Genomic DNA, 17,501 nt, shown 5'->3' with positions numbered 1-17,501 from the left:
ATCAACCCTTCGTGGCGCCGGCCAGCAGGCCGGAGATGAACTGCCGCTGGAGGACCAGGAAGAGGACCATCATCGGCAGGGTGGAGAGCGCGGTGCCGGAGAGGATCGCGCCGTAGTCGGTGTTGCTCTTGTTGCCGTGCAGGGTGGCGAGGGCCACCGGCAGGGTGTGCATCTCGGGGCTGCGTAGAGCCACCAGCGGCCAGACGAACTGGTTCCAGGAGCCCAGGAACAGGAAGATCGACAGGGCCGCGAGCACCGGCCGCATGACCGGCACGACGACGCTCCACAGCACCCGGAACTCGCCCGCGCCGTCGACCCGGGCGGCGTCCAGGAGTTCGTCCGGCATGCTGGAGAGCGACTGGCGCATCAGGAAGATGGCGAACGGCACGCAGAGCCCGGGCAGGATGAGCGCCTGGTAGGTGTCGAGCAGCCCGAAGGACGTCATCATCTTGAACAGCGGTACCAGCATGACCTGTTCGGGCACCACGAGGGTGGAGAACAGCAGCGCGAAGAGCACGGTACGGCCCCGGAAGCGGAACTTGGCGAAGGCGTACCCGGCGAGCAGTGCGACGATCAGCGCGCCGATCGTCTGGATCCCGGCCACCAGCAGCGAGTTGCCGACCACCCGGAGCAGGCCGATCTTCTGCTGGAGGTGGTCGAGGTTCTCGCCCAGGTGGCCGCCGGGCAGCAGCTTGGGCGGCCAGTCGAAGATCTCCGTGTCCTGGCGGGTCGAGGAGATCACCAGCCAGTAGAACGGTCCGATGGACAGGCCCGTGACGGCGGCCAGGGCGAAGGTGAGCGGCCAGCCCCGCAGTTTCTTGAGGTTCACCGGTCACGCTCTCCCATCAGGCGCATCTGGACCGCTCCGAGCACCGACACGAGCAGGGTGAGCGCGTAGGCGATGGCGGAGGCGTAGCCGAAGTCGAAGTACCGGAAGCCGTTCTGGTACAGGTACATCGAGACGGTGAGGGTCGCGTTGTCCGGGCCGCCGCCGGTCAGCACGTAGGGCTCGTCGAAGAGTTGGAGCGTGCCGATGGTGGACAGCACGACGGTGAACAGCAGCACCGGGCGCAGCGCGGGGACGGTGATGGCGGTGAAGCGACGGATCGGTCCGGCGCCGTCGACCATCGCGGCCTCGTACAGCTCCTTGGGAATGCCCTGCAGGCCGGCCAGGTAGATGACCGCGTTGTAGCCGGTGTAGTGCCAGGTGAGCACCAGGACGACGGACATCCGGGCCCAGAACGGGTCGCCCAGCCAGTCGACGGCGGGCAGGCCGACGGCGTTCAGCAGCCAGTTGACCGCGCCGTTGTCGGTGTTGAGCAGGAAGGCGAAGATCACGCCCGTGGCGACCAGGCCGGTGACGGAGGGCATGAAGACGCCGAGCCGCCACACGGCGCGCCAGCGCACCACGACGGAGTTGATGCCGACGGCCATCAGCAGGGCCAGGCCGAGCATCAGCGGGACCTGCACGATCAGGATCTCGGCGGTGTTGCGCAGCGCCGTCCAGAACAGCGGATCGTCCAGCAGGCGCCGGTAGTTGGCGACGCCGGCGTTGCGGGTGGCGGCCCCGGAGCCGGTGGTGAAGGAGAGCAGCAGCGAGTCGATGACCGGGTAGGCCTTGAACACGCCGAAGGTGAGCAGGGCGGGGGCGAGCAGCAGGTACGGCAGGGCGGTGCGGCGCCACCGGAAGGTGCGGTGCGCCCGCGCGGCCTCCTTGGCGAGGGCGACGGACGGGGTGGCGGCGGTCATGCGATACCGCGCCCGGTCTGCTGGGCGAGCTGCTTGGCGGCGTCCTGGAGGACGGCGGCCGGGTCGCCGCCCTTGAGCAGGATCTTGGTCTGGGCGTCGCTGACGAGCTTGAGGGCGCGGGCGTAGTCGCCGGAGTAGTTGGTGGGGTCGCCGCCGTCGGTGGCGAGGTCGGCGAAGGTCTTGAGCACCGGCTGGCCGCCGTAGAAGGCGCTCGGCGCGGAGTACAGCGGGTCGGTGTAGGCCTCGGTGAGGGCGGGGAAGACGCCGCCCGCGTTGAACATGGCGTTCAGCGAGACGGGGCGGGTGAGCGCGTACTCGACGAACTTCCAGGCGGCGCGGCGGCGCGGGCTGGAGGCGGCGACGGCCAGGTGGGTGGAGTTCACCAGGGCGGTGCGCTTGCCGCCCGGGGTGACCGCCGGGGGCTTGGTGAGGCGCCAGTTGCCGCTCTGGTCGGGGAACTTCTTCTCCAGGTAGTGCGCGGCCCAGGCGGGCATCGCGGCCACCGCGAGCTTGCCGGTCTTCATCACGGGCGGCCAGCTCTGGACGCCGGGGGTGTCGCCGATCATCCCGGCCTCCTCCAGCCGCTTGATGATGGTCAGGGCGCGCACGGCCGGCTCGGACCCGACGGTGATCTTCCCCTGGAGGTCGAAGTAGAAGGCGCCCTGGAGCTGCATCAGGCCCTGGAGGAAGTCCAGGTCGGGGGTGGGGTTGGCGGCCTTGTTGAGGCCGATCATGGCGATGCCGGGGTTGGCGGCCTTGAAGCGGTCGGCGACGGCTATCAGGTCGTCCCAGGTGGCGAGGGACTCGGGGTCGATGCCGGCCCGGTCGAAGTAGTCCTTGCGGTAGTAGAACCCGAGCGGGTTGACCTCCCAGGGCAGCGCGTAGGCGTGGCCGTCCTTGCCGGTGACGACCGGCCACAGGCCCTTGGCGAACTTGTCCTTGTGGGCGTCGGCGCCGAACTCGGAGAGGTTGGCGAGGCCGCCGGGGAACTTCTCCATGTACCCCGGCAGGTAGTCGCAGCCGATGTGCAGGACGTCGCCGAGGCCCTGGCCGCCGGCCGCCAGGCCGACGGTGATCTTGTCCCAGATGGCGGGTTCGCCGATGTCCTGGACGTCGACCTTGATCCCGGGGTTGTCCTTCTCGAAGGCCGGGACGATGCCGCGCAGGGCGTCGGCGGCGGTGGCCCAGGACCAGACGGTGATGGTGCCGGTGTCGGCGTCCCCGCCCGAGGCACCGCCCGAGCCGGAGCCGCCGCCGCAGGCCGTGAGGGCGCCTCCGGCGGTGAGGGCCAGCAGGCCGGCTCCGGAGGCGCGGAACAGGTCGCGTCGGGAAAGGTGTGACATTGCATTCCTCTCGGTGGGGCGGCGCTGGAGAGCAGGGAGGGGAGTGGGTGGCGCTCGCCATGTGATGCTTTGCAACGTTTTGAACGTTCAAACACACAAAACAAACCAGAACCAAACAGGTTCCAACGAGCGGGACACAGCAAACGCCCACCCTCCCCGCGCCGTCAACCCCTGGACGCGTGAAGGGTGGGCTCCGCAACCGTTCTGTTATCCGGCCGGCACGACCGGCCGGCCAGGGCGACTACCCGGCCAGGACGACCGGAGTGCCCGCCAGGTCCACCCCCGCACGACCCAGCTCCCCGAGCGCGGCGTCCGTGGTGTCGGCGGCGACGCCCGCCGTGTAGTCCAGCAGGACACGGGTGGCGAACCCGGCCTTGACGGCGTCCAGTGCGGTGGCCTTCACACAGTGGTCGGTGGCGATGCCGACCACGTCCACCGCGTCCACGCCCTGGTCGTGCAACCAGTCGGCCATCGGCGTGCCGTCGGCGGTGAAACCCTCGAAGCCGCTCTTGGAGGCCGAGTGCGCACCCTTGAAGAACACCTCGTCCACGGCGCCGGACTCGACGGCCGGCGCGAACAGCGGATGGAACTCGCCGCCCTCGCTCCCCGCCACACAGTGCACCGGGAAGGAGTCGCGGAAGTCGGGGTTCGGGGAGAAGTGACCGCCCGGGTCGATGTGGTGGTCCCGGGTGGCGACCACCCGACTCCACCCGTTGCGGTCCGGCCCCTGAACGAGGTCGGCGATCGCCCGCGCCCGGTCGGCACCACCCCCGACCGGCACACTTCCGCCCTCGCAGAAGTCCTTCTGTACGTCCACCACGATCAGCGCACGGGTCATCGGCCGGCCTTTCCTCGGAAGTTCGGAATCGGCAGTTCGGAAACTGCGCCGCCCAGCTTGGCGTGCCCGTCGGGCGTGAACGAAGGAACCTGGCGACCGTTCACCCGAATGGCGTCGCTACGGGTCGGCGCGGGTTCGTCACTGCCATCAAGCGCGGCGGAGTTCCCAACTCCCGAACGCCCTTGCGCGAGAAGTCGGCCGGCCCGACTTCTCGCATAACGACGACCCCGCCCCGCGGTCCCGCCGACGCCGAGTACTTGTCCTGGAGGTCAAGTACTCGCTACGGTAGTGCCATGGGCAGGCCGAAGAGCTTCGAACCGGACGTGGTCATCGCACAGGCGATGGAGACGTTCTGGACCAAGGGCTACGCCGACACCTCCCCCGCCGACCTCGCCGAGGCGACCGGCATCGGCAAGGGCAGCCTGTACCACTCCTTCGGTTCCAAGCGTGAGCTGTTCGCCAGGGCTCTGGACCTCTACGACCGAACCGCGGCAGAGGTGACCGAGGAGTTCCTGGCGCGGCCCGGCACCACCAAGGAACGCATCCGCGCGTACTTCGTCCTGCTCGTGGACATGGACCTGGACGGCCCGGTCCGCCGCGGATGCCTCGCCCAGAACACCGTTTCGGAGCTCGGCCGACGGGACGAGGAGGCCACCCGCGCGGTGCGGCGCATGGAGGAGCGCATGATCGGGCTGTTCACCGCCCGCCTCCAGCAGGGGCAGCGGGACGGTGACATCGACCGGGCCCTGGACGCCAGGGCGCAGGCGCTGTTCCTCCAGACCGCCCTTGCCGGGCTCCGGGTCATGGCCAAGACGTTCGACCGGCCGGTCCTGCACCAGATCATCGACACGACCCTGGCAGGCCTCTGAGGCACACCACCTCAAGGCCTCTGAACCACGCCGCCTCAAGCAACGGCGCTTTTTTGCGCCCTGATTTTAGACCTGCAGTTCAAGAATTCGTCATCCACGAACGGGGAAGTCATGGACCTCGGTATCAACGGCAGGACCGCTCTGGTCACCGGCGCGAGTCGCGGCATCGGCCTCGCGATCGCTCGGACCCTGGCTGCGGAGGGTGTCCGGGTGGTGGGTGCCGCCCGCACCGTCACACCCGAGTTGGAGAAGGTCGCCGCCGCGGCGGTGTCCGTCGACCTGAGCACCCGCGAGGGGGCGCGGTCGATCGTCGACCAGGCGCTCACCGCGGTCGGCGGGATCGACTTCCTCGTCAACAACGTCGGCGCGGGCGACGCGAATTCGCTGTCCCTCGGCGGGTTCCTGGACACCGACGACGAACAGTGGCAGCGGATGTTCGATCTCAACCTGTTCAGCGCGGTGTGGACCACCAAGGCGGCGCTGCCGAGCATCCTGGAGCGCAAGGGCGCGGTCGTGAACATCTCCTCGATCAACGCCCGCATGCCCACCGGCTCGCCGGTCGGCTACGGGGAGGCCAAGGCAGCGCTGACCCACTTCGGGAAGCGGCTCAGCGAGGAACTGGCGCCGCGCGGTGTCCGCGTGAACACCGTCACTCCGGGCCTCACCGCCAGTCCGCTGTGGACCGACCCGGCCGGGTTCGGCGGCAAGGTGGCCGCAGCGTCCGGCGTGGACCACGACGACCTGCTCGCGGCCCTGCCCGGGCAGTTCGGCATCGCCTCGGGCCGCCTCACCGCCCCCGAGGAGGTGGCGGACCTGGTCGCCTTCCTGCTGTCGGCCCGCGCCGCCAACATCCACGGCGCCGACCACGTCATCGACGGCGGCACCCTCAAGACCGCCTGACCGCGCTCCGCCGAGGGCCCGCCGCCTGAGCTCGCGAGCGCTGCCGCCGGAAATCCAAGCCCACACGGGTGCCGTGTCGCGAGAAGTCGGCAGGGCCGACTTCTCGCGCACCCGGCCTCCTCAGCGGCCGACTTCGCGCAGGCGGAAGTCCTCGACCGTCTCCCGGCGGATCAGCAGGCGGGCCCGGCCGTCGCGCACCGCTACCACCGCCGGGCGGCCGACCAGGTTGTAGCCGGACGCCATCGACAGCTGGTACGCGCCGGCGGCGGGCATCGCCAGCAGGTCGCCCGGGCGCAGGTCGGCGGGCAACACCGCATCCCGGACCAGCACGTCACCGGCCTCGCAGTGGCGGCCGACCACGTCCACCGTCGCCTCTCCCGCCTCCGAGCGGCGGCCGACCAACCGCACCGCGTACGGCGATCCGTACAGGGCCGGGCGCGGGTTGTCGCTCATCCCGCCGTCCACCGCGACGAAGCAGCGGCCGTCCGCTCCGTGCTTGACGGACAGCACCCGGTACACCGCCACCGCCGCCGGCCCGGCGATCGCGCGACCGGGTTCGACCAGCAGCCGTGGCACCTCCAGGCCCGCCTCGGCGCAGCGCACCGCCAGCCGGTCGGTCACCCGTACGGCGAACTCGGCCAGGTCCAACTCCGTGTCCCCCGACCGGTAGCGGATGCCGTGGCCGCCGCCCAGGTCCAGCTCGGGCAGTTCCACACCACCATGCCGCTCCCGGACCTCGGCCAGCAGCCGCACCAGCGCGTCCACCGCCCGCAGGTACGGCTGCACCTCGGTGATCTGCGAGCCCAAGTGGCAGTGCAGGCCCGCGAGTTCGAGCCCCGGCTGATCGAGCACCCGGGCGATCGCGTCGGCCGCCTCACCGCCCTCGATCGGGAAGCCGAACTTCTGCCCGCCGACGCCGGTCCGCACCGCCGCGTGGTGCCCGGCCGCGATCCCCGGGACGACCCGGACCAGCACCCTCTGCGGGGTGTCGGCGGCCACCAGCGCGGCCAGCCTCGCAATCTCCGCCGGGCCGTCGATGACGATCCGCCCCACCCGCAGCCGACGCGCCAGCCGCAGCTCCTCCGGGGACTTCGCGTTGCCGTGCAGCAGGATCCGCTGCGCCGGGAATCCGGCCGCGACCGCCAGCCACAGCTCACCGGCGGAGCACACGTCCAGGCCCAGGCCCTCGTCGGCGACCCAGTCGGCCATCGCGCTGCACAGGAAGGCCTTCGCCGCGTACAGCACCTCGGCGTGCGGCAGCGCCCGCCGGTACGCCCGGGCTCGGGCCCGGACCTCGCCCTCGTCCAGCACGTACAGCGGGGTGGCGAACCGCTCGGCGGCCTCGGCCAGCCCGACCCCGCCGACCAGCAGATCGGCTCCCCGGCCGGGCCGCGCCGAGGCCGGCCAGGGGGCGCCGAGCGCATCGGCGGCGGGTGCGGCGTGCCCGGCGGCGCGGGCGTCACCGACAACGGGTGGGGCGATGAGCTGGGTCATGGCGGCGCTCCTCGGTCAGTCTTCGAACTGCATCGCGATGCGGCAGTGGGCCGGGCGGCTACGGTCGTGGGCAGGCTCGGCCCCGGGCCCGGGTTCCGGCCTCCGGGCCGGCGGTTCCGGATCGGCCGGGCGGTCGATCAGCCGCACCACGCGCCGTAGCGGCGGCTCGACGGCGAGGGTGGCGTCGGTCATGGCGGGATCCCTTCAAGCGGTGGCCGTACGGCCGGACCTCTCCAGTGGAGACCCTCCGCACACCGACCGCACCCGTCATTGACGCAGCGCCTACGCCGTCGCCGCCGACCTTGACACTCTTCTGACGCTCCTTCGAACGCACTGTCAGGGAGGTGGTGCGCAGGATGGGCATCCGCGCGGTGACGGTCACCGGCGACGGCACCAACGCCCCCCGCTCGCCCAGGCAGACGTCGGCGTCGCCCCGGCAAAAGGTCGCCAGAAGGTCGCCAGAAGGTCGTCAGGAGGTCGTCAAGATGCGTGTGACCGGCGTCATGGTCGTGTCAGCGCCGGTACGGAGGAGGCCGTTCCGGGGTTCACTGGAGTCGTCCGAAGCGAGGAGCACCAACCCGGAGAACCCCACCGGACGGCCCCACTGGAGCGAACCCCAGAGAGCGGATCCGGAGAGACGGAGGCGAACGGCCATGACCGGGACCACCCGAGTGATCGTCGGCCTGAGCGGATCACTCAGCAGTCTGGCCGCCCTCTACCACGCCGTCGGCGAGGCGGCCCGGAACGAAGCTGTGCTGGTGCCCGTCGCCGCGTGGACGGCCGGCGAGCGCGACGGGCTGCGACCGCGCTCCGAACCGGAACACGCCGCCCGCCGCCGCCTCGACGTCGCCTTCGAGCAGGCCTACGGCGGCTACCCGTCCGGCCTGGTCATCCGCCCGCTGGTGATCAACGCCGGCCCCGGGGCCGCCCTGATCGGCACCGTCACCGGCCCCGACGACCTGCTCGTCCTCGGCGCCGCCACCCGCCGCCGCTTCGACCGCCTGCGCCACGGCTCCGTCGCCCGCCACTGCCGCCACCGGGCCGGCTGCCGCGTCGTCGAGGTCTCACCCTCAGCCCTCCTCACCCGCCTCGAACTCCCGGCCCGCACCGGCGCACCCCTCCCCCTCCTGGCCCGCTGAGGCCGGTCCGCTGCCGCCGTCGCGTGACCGGTGAGTCCCATCAGTACCGGCCTCCCCTCGCGCTGTGGAGTGCCGGTCGCGAAACCGGAGGTCCACACGCGGGGCGGTCAGGCCGACGTGGGTCGACGCCTTGCCGTACGGTCGGGTTCCGCAACTTCGACAACTCTGTCGAAGTTGTCATGTCCGGGCTATTCTGGCCCGAGGCGGCCTCCGGATTTCAGCCAACCAGCCTCTTGTGCACGCTCTCTGACGGTACGTCAACATCTATCCGGCGTTCACCACCAGGCCTGTCGGGGCGTGCCCCGCGCCGCCCGCCGCCGTTGTACGGAAGGTGAATCGCCGCGCCCGCCCGAACGCCCCGGCCACCCCGCCGAGGAAGAGGTTCCGCATGACGACGTCCCGGCTCCACCCGCGCCCCGGCGAGACCGCGGCCCTGCTCGCCGTGCTCGGCCTGCTCATTCTGGAGGAGATCGCCCTCGGCATGGCCGAGGAGGACGACCGGCCCGTCATCGGCGGCATCCTCATCGGTGCCTCCGGCGCCGGCCTGCTGGTCGTCGGCGCCGTACTCTTCAGCCGCTGGCTCGATGCCCGCCGCCCGCTCCCCCTGCCCCCGGTCGGACCCAACGGGCGCGAGTACAGCGCCCGCGCCCTCGAAGGCTTCCCCATGGAGGCCATCCGCCCCCTCCTGCTCGCCGAAGACGCGCCCCAGCTCGGTCAGTTGTACTCCGCCTGGATGCTCGCCAAGGCCGGCCGCCCCGCCCCCTGGATCGCCCGCCGCCTCGGCATCCCCCTCGACACCGTCCACCTCCTCGTCGACGCCGCCCGCTCACCGAAACTCGACCGGCGTCACTGACCGGGCACGGCATTCGCCTGCGCCACCAGGTACGGCACCAGCCCGCGCTCCGCCAACGCCACCCGCCAGGCGTTGCGCGCCCGCAGCAACTCCCCCGGCCCTTCCCCCGGCCCTTCCTCCTCCCCGTCCGCCGCCTCCGCCGACCGGGCCGCCGCACCCAGCAACCCCAGCCCGCCGACCAGCAGACTCACCGCCGCCACGCCGGCCGCGACCCACCCCGCGGTCAGCAGCCCGTGGGCCGGCACCTCCAAGTCCTCGGACAGCCCCAGCGCGTACCCGAGCAGCAGGAACGCCAGGGCCGCCGCCACCCCGATGATCGGCACGATCACCCCCAGCACCCCCCACCACCCCGACGCCCGCTCCCGCGCCGGCACGTCCACCGGCAGCCGCGCCACCGCGTCCACATCCGCGCGCAGGGCCGCATAACGCTCGTACTCCGGCGCCGCCGCGGCCAGCACGAACTCCGCGTTCTCCCGCGCCACCCCCCGCAACCACTCCACCCCGCGCGCGCCACCCACGGCATCCCGCAGCGCCTCCCGCACCTGCGGCGCGGCGAGCGCCCGCCCGAGCTCCGTCTCGAAGTCGGCCCGATCCTGCTGCGGCAGCCGAAGCGGCTTGTACATGGTGCGTCCCCGTTCACCGGTCGTTTATTTCTACAGCACTGTAGAACATCACGGCGCACCACAGCAGCCCTGATCACCGGCGGGGTCACACCTACGAGGGGTCGGCCAGGGGCACCCGGGCCAGGGCGTCGCCGATCCTCCGGGCAAGCTCCCCGTCAACTCCGACAACTCGATCGGGCCACGCAGGGAACGAGCGTAGGGCAGTCCGGGCTCAGGTCGTGGTGGCGAGGGTGGTGAGGGTGGCGCGTTTGGCGTCGGCGGCGGCGGGCGGGGTGGCGCCGAGGTTGGAGACGGTGGCGGTGAGGACGGCATCGGCGCCGGGGATCCAGTTGAAGGTCTTGGACTGGACGACGATCTGCCGTTGCTGCTGCGTCCCGTCGCAGATGACGTCGGCTTCGGCGGTGCGGCTGGAGCCGAAGGCGATCGAGGAGGAGTCCTGCGGGTCCTTCTGTTCGACGGAGACGGTGAGCGAGCGGGCTTCGGTGGCGACGGAGCAGAGGTAGCCGACGTCGACCCGGACGCGGCCGGGGAGTTTCGCGTCGATCTTGGCGTCGCCGAGCGTGACGACCCCGAGGCGGCCGGGACCGGGCCGGTGACCGGGACCGGGCCGGCGGCCTGGGCGGGTGCGGCGGCCTGGGCGGGTGCGGCGAGGCAGGTAAGGCCGGTGAGGGTCGTGGTGACGACTTCGCCACCCGCTGTTTCGCGATCGGGTCGCCGATGGCACCTGACCGGCTGCCCCCGGCCGGCCCCCAACGCCCAACGGCAGTACCAGGGCCTCCTCGGCATCGGCTTCGACGCAGGCCAGGCCCTCACACCGGTGATCCTGACCGGGGCGGTACCGGCACTGGGCCACACGGGCCGGCTCCTCCTGGGCGCCCTTGATCAGCTGCGGCTCGGTGTCACTCGACCGTCAACTGGACGATCCGGGCAAGGGGTTGCGCGTAGAGGAGGACGATGAGGCCGGCGACACTGAGGCGCATCGGTGTGTGTCCGCGTCGGTCAGCAGTCGGCCGAGCGCCTCCAAGCGTTCGTCCTCGCTCAGGGCGGGTCGCCGGGAGACCCTCAGCTGATCAGCACCTCCCGCCCGCCGGGGGAACCCCAGGCACGGCAGGCGAGGGGCGGCAGGGCGTGTTCCCTGCCGCCGTCTCGTCAGGTGGGGCTATCCGGCCGACGCGGCCGGTGCCAGGGGAGCCCGGATCAGGGCAGAAAGCGGGCTGCCCTGCTGCGTGGCGTCCGTCGGCGAAGCCGCGCCCGCGGCTTTCGACGGAGGCCGCAAGGCGACCACGCAGGTGGACTTACCGGATTCGGCTTCACCGTTGACGGCGGTGACACAGAATTCGTAGTTCCAGACGCCGGGGGCCAGGTAGGCGATGCCCCGGCCGGCTTCGTTGGTGACGTATTCGTCGGCCTTGGACGGGCTGCCGTCGTTGATGTTACGGATCCAGACACGGTAGCCGGCGGCCTGGCTGGACCCGGTCCAGGTCAACTGCACGGTGGTGGCGTCGGTGGAGGTGACCTGCAAGCCGCTGGGGGCCGGTGGTGTCCCGGCGCCGACGGTGACGGAACGGGCGACGCCCGGCATTCCGCCACCGGCGGCATTCCACGTGGCCACCGCGACGAGGTAGTGGTGGCCCGGGTTCAACCCGTCGACGTGCACCGAGTTTCCCTTGACCGCGGTGCTGTTGATGAACGCTCCGGGGGTGTCCCGGTCCCAGGTGGTGATCTCGTACCGGTCGATCGTGTCGGTGTACGGGCCGGTCGGCGTGTCCCAGGACACGTCTACGCCGGTGGCGGTGGCGCGGGTGACGATCCCCGTAGGCGCCGCGGCGGTCTGCGGGTGCGCGGTAGCACTGAGCGTTTCGGACCACCCGGACTTCCCGTCATCGGCGTTGTCGGTGCGGACCTGGTATTCCCACTCCCAGCCGTCGAGGGTCCAGGTGGTGTCGAAGCGGGCCGCTTTGACCGGCGTCTCGGTCCAGGTGCCGGAGCCCTTGATCCGGTGCCGGACGGTGTAACCGCGGGCACCGTAGACCGGTTTCCACTTCAGGGTGATTCCGCTCGGTCCGGAGTCGACCCGGATCGTGCCCGGTGCGAGCGTCGGCCGGTCGGGGACATGCGCGGGGATGCTGATCAGTTGGCTGCCGAGACCGTAGCTGTCGTGCAAGGTGCGCACGAATGCCTGGGCGATCTGGTATTCGCCCAGGGCGTTGGGGTGCAGCCCGTCGTAGCCGGCAGGACAGCTGTTCCTGTCGCAGCCGTAGTTTCCCGCCCAGTCGACCAGGGCCACGCGGGACTTGCCGGTACTCCACGACGGGATCGCGTCCGCGAGCATGCTGTTGTACGTCGTGGTGTTGGCGGGCAGGTCGTCCCGGCCGCCGATGAACGTCCGCTGCGGAACGTTGGCCAGGGCGAAGTTGAGGTCCGGTTTGACGGCGCGGGCCCGGTCGACCAGCGCCCGCATGCTGTCCAGAGTGCCTTCCGGGCCACTGACGAACCAGCCCATGTCGTTGAACCCGAGCCCCACCAGCAGCAGGTCGGGCTGGTACTTCGCCACCTGTTCGGCGATCAGTTTCTGGTCCTGCGCCGCCTGCCGTCCCCAGACCGCGAAGTGGTCGGTGTCGAAGTCCGCCGCGACTCCGTCGGCGTACCCGCCCGAGGTGACGGGAGCGCTGTCAGCCGGTTGCGGGGCTTGCCCCTGCAGGGGCGGCACGGGCGGGGCCTGGGGGGACGCCTGCGGCCGGGTTCCCTCGTACGGGCCGACGAGATCGACGTCGATGTGCTCCTGCTTGAACCATTCCCACAGGCGGTAGCGCCAGGTCCAGTCGCCTTCATAGCCCTGAGTCATCGAATCGCCCACCACCATGACCTTCAACGGCACCGTGGACTGGCCGACACCGCGGGAAATCCTTTGCAGGGCCTCGTACAGATTCGGCCCCATACCGTGGAGGCTGTCGGCCATGAATCCGAGGACATTGCCCATGTTCCCCAGCTTCGTCGCGAAGCCTCGCAGGCTCTTCTGAGCATTCGTCACCAGGGAGGACGTGCCCGTGGCAGCCCATTTCAGCAGCTGGCCGCCGAGGCCGCCGCTGACGCCGCCCCACATCGCGACGGACAGCGCCTCCTTCCACACGTCGGCATCACCCAGCGAACGGTTGTCGTAATAGGCGTTCATCAGCTCACCGACGAGTGCGCCCATCGCCCCGCTCACCGCTCCGCACACCGGGGCCGCCGCCGGAGCCCCCACGTTGAACGCGAGCAGGCACACGGCTCCGGAGACGATGGTGACACCGAGGGCGACACCACCGGCGATAAATTTCTGCCACCAGTTCGCCGTGGTACCGACCTCCGCCTTGGCCACCACGAACACGAGGCTGTCCGCAACGGAGACCACCCGCCCGTCGTGTTCGGTGGTGGGGCTCCAGTCCTTCGGGGGGTAGATACCCACGCTGTTCTGCTGGAGCCGCTTGGCCACCGACTCGCCCACGCTCATGCCCGCGTCCTGGTCGGCACGTATCGAGCCGGCCCAGCTCGACTTGACCTTGTCCAACTGCTCCTGGCCCTCGGGGGGAACGTGGAAATCGAGGGCGATGATCAAGTCGTCATCGGCCTGCCCCAACTCCCGGAGCGTCCCGGCGTCACGGGCGCAGCCCATGCGGAGCGTCACGGGCGCGTCCTGTTCGACGGCGAAGGACGTGGCGTGCGCGCCGCACGCCTCGACAGGTCCCTTGCTGGGCCCCTGCGCCACGGCGGGTCCTGCGGACCCGACCATCAGCAGCGCCACCGTCAAGGTGAACGCAATGAGGCAATTGCCGCGCAGGCGCCTCTGCCGCCTGCGCCCGCCGGGACGTGTTCTCGCCATTCCTGATCCGGGCATGCTGCCCATCACTCCTCAACAGCAAAGGATCCCGGAACGCGAAGTCACGTGCCGGGGCGGTGTTTCGGGCACTCCGCACCGCCTGAGGGGCGAAGAGCACCAATCGGGTGATCATTTCGTACCCGCAGAGTGCCTACAAGGGCTGAATTGCGAGCTCATGACAGCAGGTAGCTGAGGTTGCCTCACATCGACCGCAGGGCTGCTTTTTGCTCGCCGAGTGGACACTGAGCGCGTCGAGGCCCAGGACGTTCACCACCGACGTGGTGAGAACCACACCGCTTCCCTCGCGCAACAGCGGCGCCAACGCCTGCACCGTGAAGTACGGGCCCTCGGCGTTGATGCCGAACAGCTCGTCCTACATCTCCTCCGTCGTCGAGTCGAACGGCGCGGACGCAGTGACGCCGGTGTTGACGAACAGCGCGTCCACTGGCGGAGGCGGCGACGGGGCCCGCCGACGTCTACGTCCGGGCCACCGGCACGTGACAGGGCCCGCCGCTCAGCCCCGGGGCTGAGCGGCGGGCCCTCCTGGAAGAACGGCTACCGCCGGGCGGCGGCGCGCTCGCCCCGGGCGTTCCCGTCCTCGCCCTGGTCGTCCTCGTCCCAGCCGTCCCAGCCGTCGCTGCGGTCGCGGTACAGGGTGAAGCGGTCGAACAGCACCGGCGTCGGGGCCGGGTTCGCGACGGTGGCCGGCACCGAGTGGTAGTAGGACACCGTGATGGTCGTCCGGCCGCCCGGGACCAGCCCGGGGTCGACGTCGAAGACGGCGACGCCGTACGGGAATTGGGTGTCCGGGTCGGTGACGGCCGACCAGTGGGCCTTCTCCTTGGCGTCCGGGTCGGCCTTGAAGGTGAGCCGCTGGGTGCGCACGCTCGCCTCGCGGACGCCGTTCTCGTCGGCGGGCAGGTAGACGTCGTCGTGGCCGGCGGTGCCGCCGCCGCCCAGGATGAGGTGGACGGTGCCCTGCGAGGTGTCGATCTGCCGTTGGTCGTCGTCGGCGACGGCCGGGGTGAGCAGGCCGCCCGGTTCGGTGCCGCGCACCGGGTGGGTGCGCTCGTAGTCGTGGTCGTGGCCGGCGAGGACGAGGTCGACGCAGTGGCGGTCGAGCAGCGGCAGCAGCTTCTCGCGGATGCCCATGTCGCCGCCGTGGCTGGCGGCCGACGAGGACATCGCGAACTGGTGCAGGTAGACGACGATCCAGTCCACCGAGCGCCCGCCCCGGGCGCGTGACAACAGCCGGTCCAGCCAGCGGAGTTGGGCGCCCTCGCTGTAGTCGCTGATGTAGATGGACTGCCCGGTGGCCGGGTCGATGCTGGCGTCGTCCTCGACCGCGATCTCGTTGCCGTCCAGGCTCACGAAGAGCACCGAGCCGACCTGGAAGCCGTACCAGTTGCCGCAGTGGTCGCGGGTGCCGTTGTCCGGCAGTTCGAAGCGGGTCAGGTAGGAGGCGTACCCGAGGTCGCCGCCGCCTGCCTCCACTTCGTGGTTGCCGGGCGTGGGCATCCACGGGCGGTTGGCGGCCGACGTCGCCATGTTGTTCATGAAGGCGTTCCACGCCTGCGGTTGGCGCTGCGGGTTGTTGTTGGCGTACGCGAGGTCGCCGTTGAGCAGGTGGAACAGCGGTGCGAACTGCTCGACCTGCCGGACGGCGGCCGCGCCGTGGATCGAGGACTTGCTGAACACGTTGTCGCCGGTGCCCAGGTCGCCGAAGCTGGTGAAGCGGAACGCGGCCCGGCCGCGCGCGGGCGCGGTGCGGAAGGTGCCGCGCACCGGCTGGGCGCCGTCGTGCAGCACCTCGTAGACGTACGTGGTGTCGGGCCGCAGGCCGGTCAGTCGGGCGTGGTGGGTGAAGGTCTCGACCTTGTTGAGCCCGTCGACGTAGCTGCGGGTGCGCGCGTCCACCGTACGGCCGGCGCCTTCGCGCGGGGTCCCGATCCGCACCCGGGGGCGCTGTACGGAGACGGCCGTCGCCCAGGAGACCGTCATCTCGCGGGACGGCTCGGCGCCCCACTGCAGGTGGATCTGCTCCGGACCGGGGGTGCCGGCGACCGCCGGCTGCGTCCACAGCAGCGTGGACGCGGGCAGCGCGGCGAGCGCGCCGACCGCCGTCCCCGTCCGAAGGACCGTTCTACGGGAAGGACGTGTCGAAGAGTGTGCCACCACTGCCGCCTCCAGGGCTCCGGGAATCGCCCAGGAGGCTCCCAGCCGAACCGCACGGCCGGACCACACCCGACCGTGCGGACGGCGAACGGCAGCTGAACACCGGTCGGCCGGAAAACCTCGGTACACAACCTGCCGGGCGACCTCACGGGCGAACTGGCAGGCGGACTGACCGGCGAACCGACCGACGAACGCGGCGCTCAGCCGGCGACCACGCCCGGCAGGCCGGTGGCGACCCCGTCCAGGGCGTGCGAGCAGACGCAGTCCCGCTCGGCGGGCAGTCTCTCCAGCGCCTTGAAGAGCACGGTGCGCAGCCGGTCGACGTTCCCGGAGAAGACCTTCAGCGCCTCCGCGTGGGTGACGCCCTCGCCGCTCTCCACGCCCGCGTCGAGGTCGGTGACCAGCGCGAACGAGGTGTAGCAGAGGCCGAGTTCACGGGCCGGCACGGCCTCCGGGTGTCCGGTCATGCCGACCACCGACCAGCCGTCGGCGGTGGACCAGCGGGATTCAGCGCGGGTGGAGAAGCGCGGCCCCTCGATCACCCAGCGCGTAGAGCCCCGAGCCGCCGATCACGCCCAACTCGGCCCGTACGGTGCCCTGATCGATCGTCATCGTTCGTACTCTTCTTCGAGGAACGTCCCGGTCACTCTGGGGTCGGCGGGTGAAGGGGGGTACGGCCGGTTGGCCGCGGGCCGGCGGGGTGGTCCCGGGCGGCCGTGCGGGTGACTTGCCGGACGTGTCGGCGGCGCGGCGCCCTCAGTCGTGCGTCGGTGGAAGTGCGCCGCCTCCGGACGGCGCACGTCCTGTCCCCGAACCTGAGAGCCGCCGATGCCTGCCACCGCCTGTCTCCGTCGCCTCGTCCCCACCGCGCTCTGCGCCCTCACCGTGGCCCTCGCCGCCCCTGCGGCCCACGCCGCACCACCGGGCCGCGCCACCGGGTCCGACCCCGGCCGGCCGGGCGGCGACCGGTACGACTGGGACAGGGTGGCGGCCTGCGAGAGCAGCGGCAACTGGCGCGTCAACACCGGCAACGGCTACTACGGCGGCCTCCAGTTCGACCAGCCCACCTGGCGCGAGAACGGCGGCCTCGCCTACGCCCCGCGCCCCGACCTCGCCACCCGCGACCAGCAGATCGCCGTCGCCCAGCACCTCGCCGGCCGCCGCGGCCTCTCCCCCTGGCCGGTCTGCGGCGCCCGCGCCACCCGCCGCCACGACCGCGACGGCGCCCTGCCGCCCCCGGCCACCACCCCGCCGCCCGCAGCCGCCCGGCCTTCCCATTCCGCCCCCGCTGTCTCCGCCTCCGGTTCCGGTTCCGGTTCCGGTTCCACGGACGGCACCTGGACCGTCCGCGAGAACGACAACCTCGCCGACCTCGCCGAGAGCCTCCACGTGCCCGGCGGCTGGCCCGCCCTCTACGCCCTGAACCGCCGCACCGTCGGCGAGGACCCGGACCTCATCCAGCCCGGCATGGTCCTCGACCTCCCGTCCTGACCCGTCCTGCCCCCGTCCTGACCTGACCCCGTCCTGACCCACCCCTCCTGACCCGCCGCCCACGCCCTCCCCTCCCGGGCGTGGGCGGCGTCACGCCGTCAGACGGCCGGGAGCACCACCGCGAGCACCGCGGCGACCCCGGGAACGACGGCGGCCCGCCCGCTCACCGGG

15 protein-coding genes and 2 pseudogenes are annotated in these 17,501 nt (G+C 71.4%); 5 read left to right on the top strand and 12 right to left on the bottom strand.

Features of this window, described 5'->3' with window-relative positions; genetic code table 11:
* Window position 1 precedes the first annotated feature (1 nt).
* The 4 genes from ACZ51D_RS11415 to ACZ51D_RS11400 all read right to left on the bottom strand — a co-directional run bounded on the left by ACZ51D_RS11415 (window position 2) and on the right by ACZ51D_RS11400 (window position 3,930).
* Entirely contained in the window at window positions 2–829 is an 828-nt protein-coding gene (locus ACZ51D_RS11415; RefSeq protein WP_465617405.1) for a carbohydrate ABC transporter permease, read from the bottom strand.
* Window positions 826–1,749 (bottom strand): carbohydrate ABC transporter permease, encoded by a 924-nt coding sequence (locus ACZ51D_RS11410; RefSeq protein ID WP_465617403.1) that lies wholly within the window; start codon window positions 1,747–1,749, stop codon window positions 826–828. Before ACZ51D_RS11410 ends, ACZ51D_RS11415 begins: the two co-directional genes overlap by 4 nt.
* Window positions 1,746–3,092 carry an ABC transporter substrate-binding protein gene (locus tag ACZ51D_RS11405; protein ID WP_360491949.1) on the bottom strand — a complete coding sequence of 449 codons (1,347 nt, stop codon included), beginning with the start codon at window positions 3,090–3,092 and terminating at the stop codon, window positions 1,746–1,748. The genes ACZ51D_RS11410 and ACZ51D_RS11405 overlap by 4 nt, the downstream gene beginning before the upstream one ends.
* A 241-nt stretch (window positions 3,093–3,333) precedes the next feature.
* Complete coding sequence (locus ACZ51D_RS11400) at window positions 3,334–3,930, bottom strand: isochorismatase family protein (RefSeq protein WP_465617399.1); 597 nt, start codon at window positions 3,928–3,930, stop codon at window positions 3,334–3,336.
* 293 nt (window positions 3,931–4,223) lie between these two features.
* On the opposite strand from ACZ51D_RS11400, the gene ACZ51D_RS11395 reads away from it, so the two are divergent.
* Together ACZ51D_RS11395 and ACZ51D_RS11390 are read left to right on the top strand one after the other, a co-directional pair.
* Window positions 4,224–4,799, top strand: a complete 576-nt coding sequence (locus ACZ51D_RS11395; protein WP_465617397.1) for a TetR/AcrR family transcriptional regulator — start codon at window positions 4,224–4,226, stop codon at window positions 4,797–4,799.
* Between the two features lie 111 nt (window positions 4,800–4,910).
* Window positions 4,911–5,699, top strand: a complete 789-nt coding sequence (locus ACZ51D_RS11390) for an SDR family oxidoreductase (protein ID WP_465617395.1) — start codon at window positions 4,911–4,913, stop codon at window positions 5,697–5,699.
* Window positions 5,700–5,819: 120 nt separating this feature from the next.
* On the opposite strand, the gene lysA is transcribed toward ACZ51D_RS11390, so the two are convergent.
* Both lysA and ACZ51D_RS11380 read right to left on the bottom strand, forming a co-directional pair.
* Window positions 5,820–7,193 carry a diaminopimelate decarboxylase gene (lysA, locus tag ACZ51D_RS11385; RefSeq protein WP_465661976.1) on the bottom strand — a complete coding sequence of 458 codons (1,374 nt, stop codon included), beginning with the start codon at window positions 7,191–7,193 and terminating at the stop codon, window positions 5,820–5,822.
* A 15-nt stretch (window positions 7,194–7,208) separates the two neighbouring features.
* Window positions 7,209–7,385 carry a hypothetical protein gene (locus ACZ51D_RS11380; protein WP_465617391.1) on the bottom strand — a complete coding sequence of 59 codons (177 nt, stop codon included), beginning with the start codon at window positions 7,383–7,385 and terminating at the stop codon, window positions 7,209–7,211.
* A gap of 461 nt (window positions 7,386–7,846) precedes the next feature.
* On the opposite strand from ACZ51D_RS11380, the gene ACZ51D_RS11375 reads away from it, so the two are divergent.
* Together ACZ51D_RS11375 and ACZ51D_RS11370 are read left to right on the top strand one after the other, a co-directional pair.
* The gene (locus ACZ51D_RS11375) at window positions 7,847–8,332 is read left to right on the top strand and encodes a universal stress protein (protein ID WP_465617389.1); all 486 of its coding nucleotides are present in this window, start codon (window positions 7,847–7,849) and stop codon (window positions 8,330–8,332) included.
* Window positions 8,333–8,720: 388 nt separating this feature from the next.
* Window positions 8,721–9,185: a hypothetical protein gene (locus ACZ51D_RS11370; RefSeq protein ID WP_465617387.1), complete on the top strand. Its 465-nt coding sequence runs from the start codon at window positions 8,721–8,723 to the stop codon at window positions 9,183–9,185.
* Here the strand turns inward: ACZ51D_RS11370 and ACZ51D_RS11365 are convergent.
* From ACZ51D_RS11365 to ACZ51D_RS11340, 6 genes and pseudogenes are all read right to left on the bottom strand, one after another.
* Entirely contained in the window at window positions 9,179–9,808 is a 630-nt protein-coding gene (locus tag ACZ51D_RS11365; RefSeq protein ID WP_465617385.1) for a hypothetical protein, read from the bottom strand. The genes ACZ51D_RS11370 and ACZ51D_RS11365 overlap by 7 nt on opposite strands.
* A 211-nt stretch (window positions 9,809–10,019) precedes the next feature.
* Window positions 10,020–10,532, bottom strand: a complete 513-nt coding sequence (locus tag ACZ51D_RS11360; RefSeq protein WP_465617383.1) for a hypothetical protein — start codon at window positions 10,530–10,532, stop codon at window positions 10,020–10,022.
* Window positions 10,533–10,967: 435 nt separating this feature from the next.
* A complete protein-coding gene (locus ACZ51D_RS11355; RefSeq protein WP_465617381.1) occupies window positions 10,968–13,589 on the bottom strand; it encodes a fibronectin type III domain-containing protein in 2,622 nt (873 codons plus the stop codon).
* Between the two features lie 278 nt (window positions 13,590–13,867).
* Window positions 13,868–14,109, bottom strand: a pseudogene (locus ACZ51D_RS11350) (SDR family NAD(P)-dependent oxidoreductase); the annotation flags it as partial.
* Window positions 14,110–14,219: 110 nt separating this feature from the next.
* A complete protein-coding gene (locus tag ACZ51D_RS11345; protein WP_465617379.1) occupies window positions 14,220–15,839 on the bottom strand; it encodes a purple acid phosphatase family protein in 1,620 nt (539 codons plus the stop codon).
* A gap of 200 nt (window positions 15,840–16,039) precedes the next feature.
* Window positions 16,040–16,396: pseudogene (locus ACZ51D_RS11340) on the bottom strand (phosphorylase family protein); the annotation flags it as partial.
* A 271-nt stretch (window positions 16,397–16,667) separates the two neighbouring features.
* Between ACZ51D_RS11340 and ACZ51D_RS11335 the strand changes: the two are divergent.
* Window positions 16,668–17,330 carry a transglycosylase family protein gene (locus tag ACZ51D_RS11335; RefSeq protein ID WP_465617377.1) on the top strand — a complete coding sequence of 221 codons (663 nt, stop codon included), beginning with the start codon at window positions 16,668–16,670 and terminating at the stop codon, window positions 17,328–17,330.
* Window positions 17,331–17,501: the final 171 nt, after the last annotated feature.

The organism is Kitasatospora sp. NPDC033851, assembly GCF_055576085.1.
This window is presented reverse-complemented; position numbering and strand designations above follow the sequence as displayed.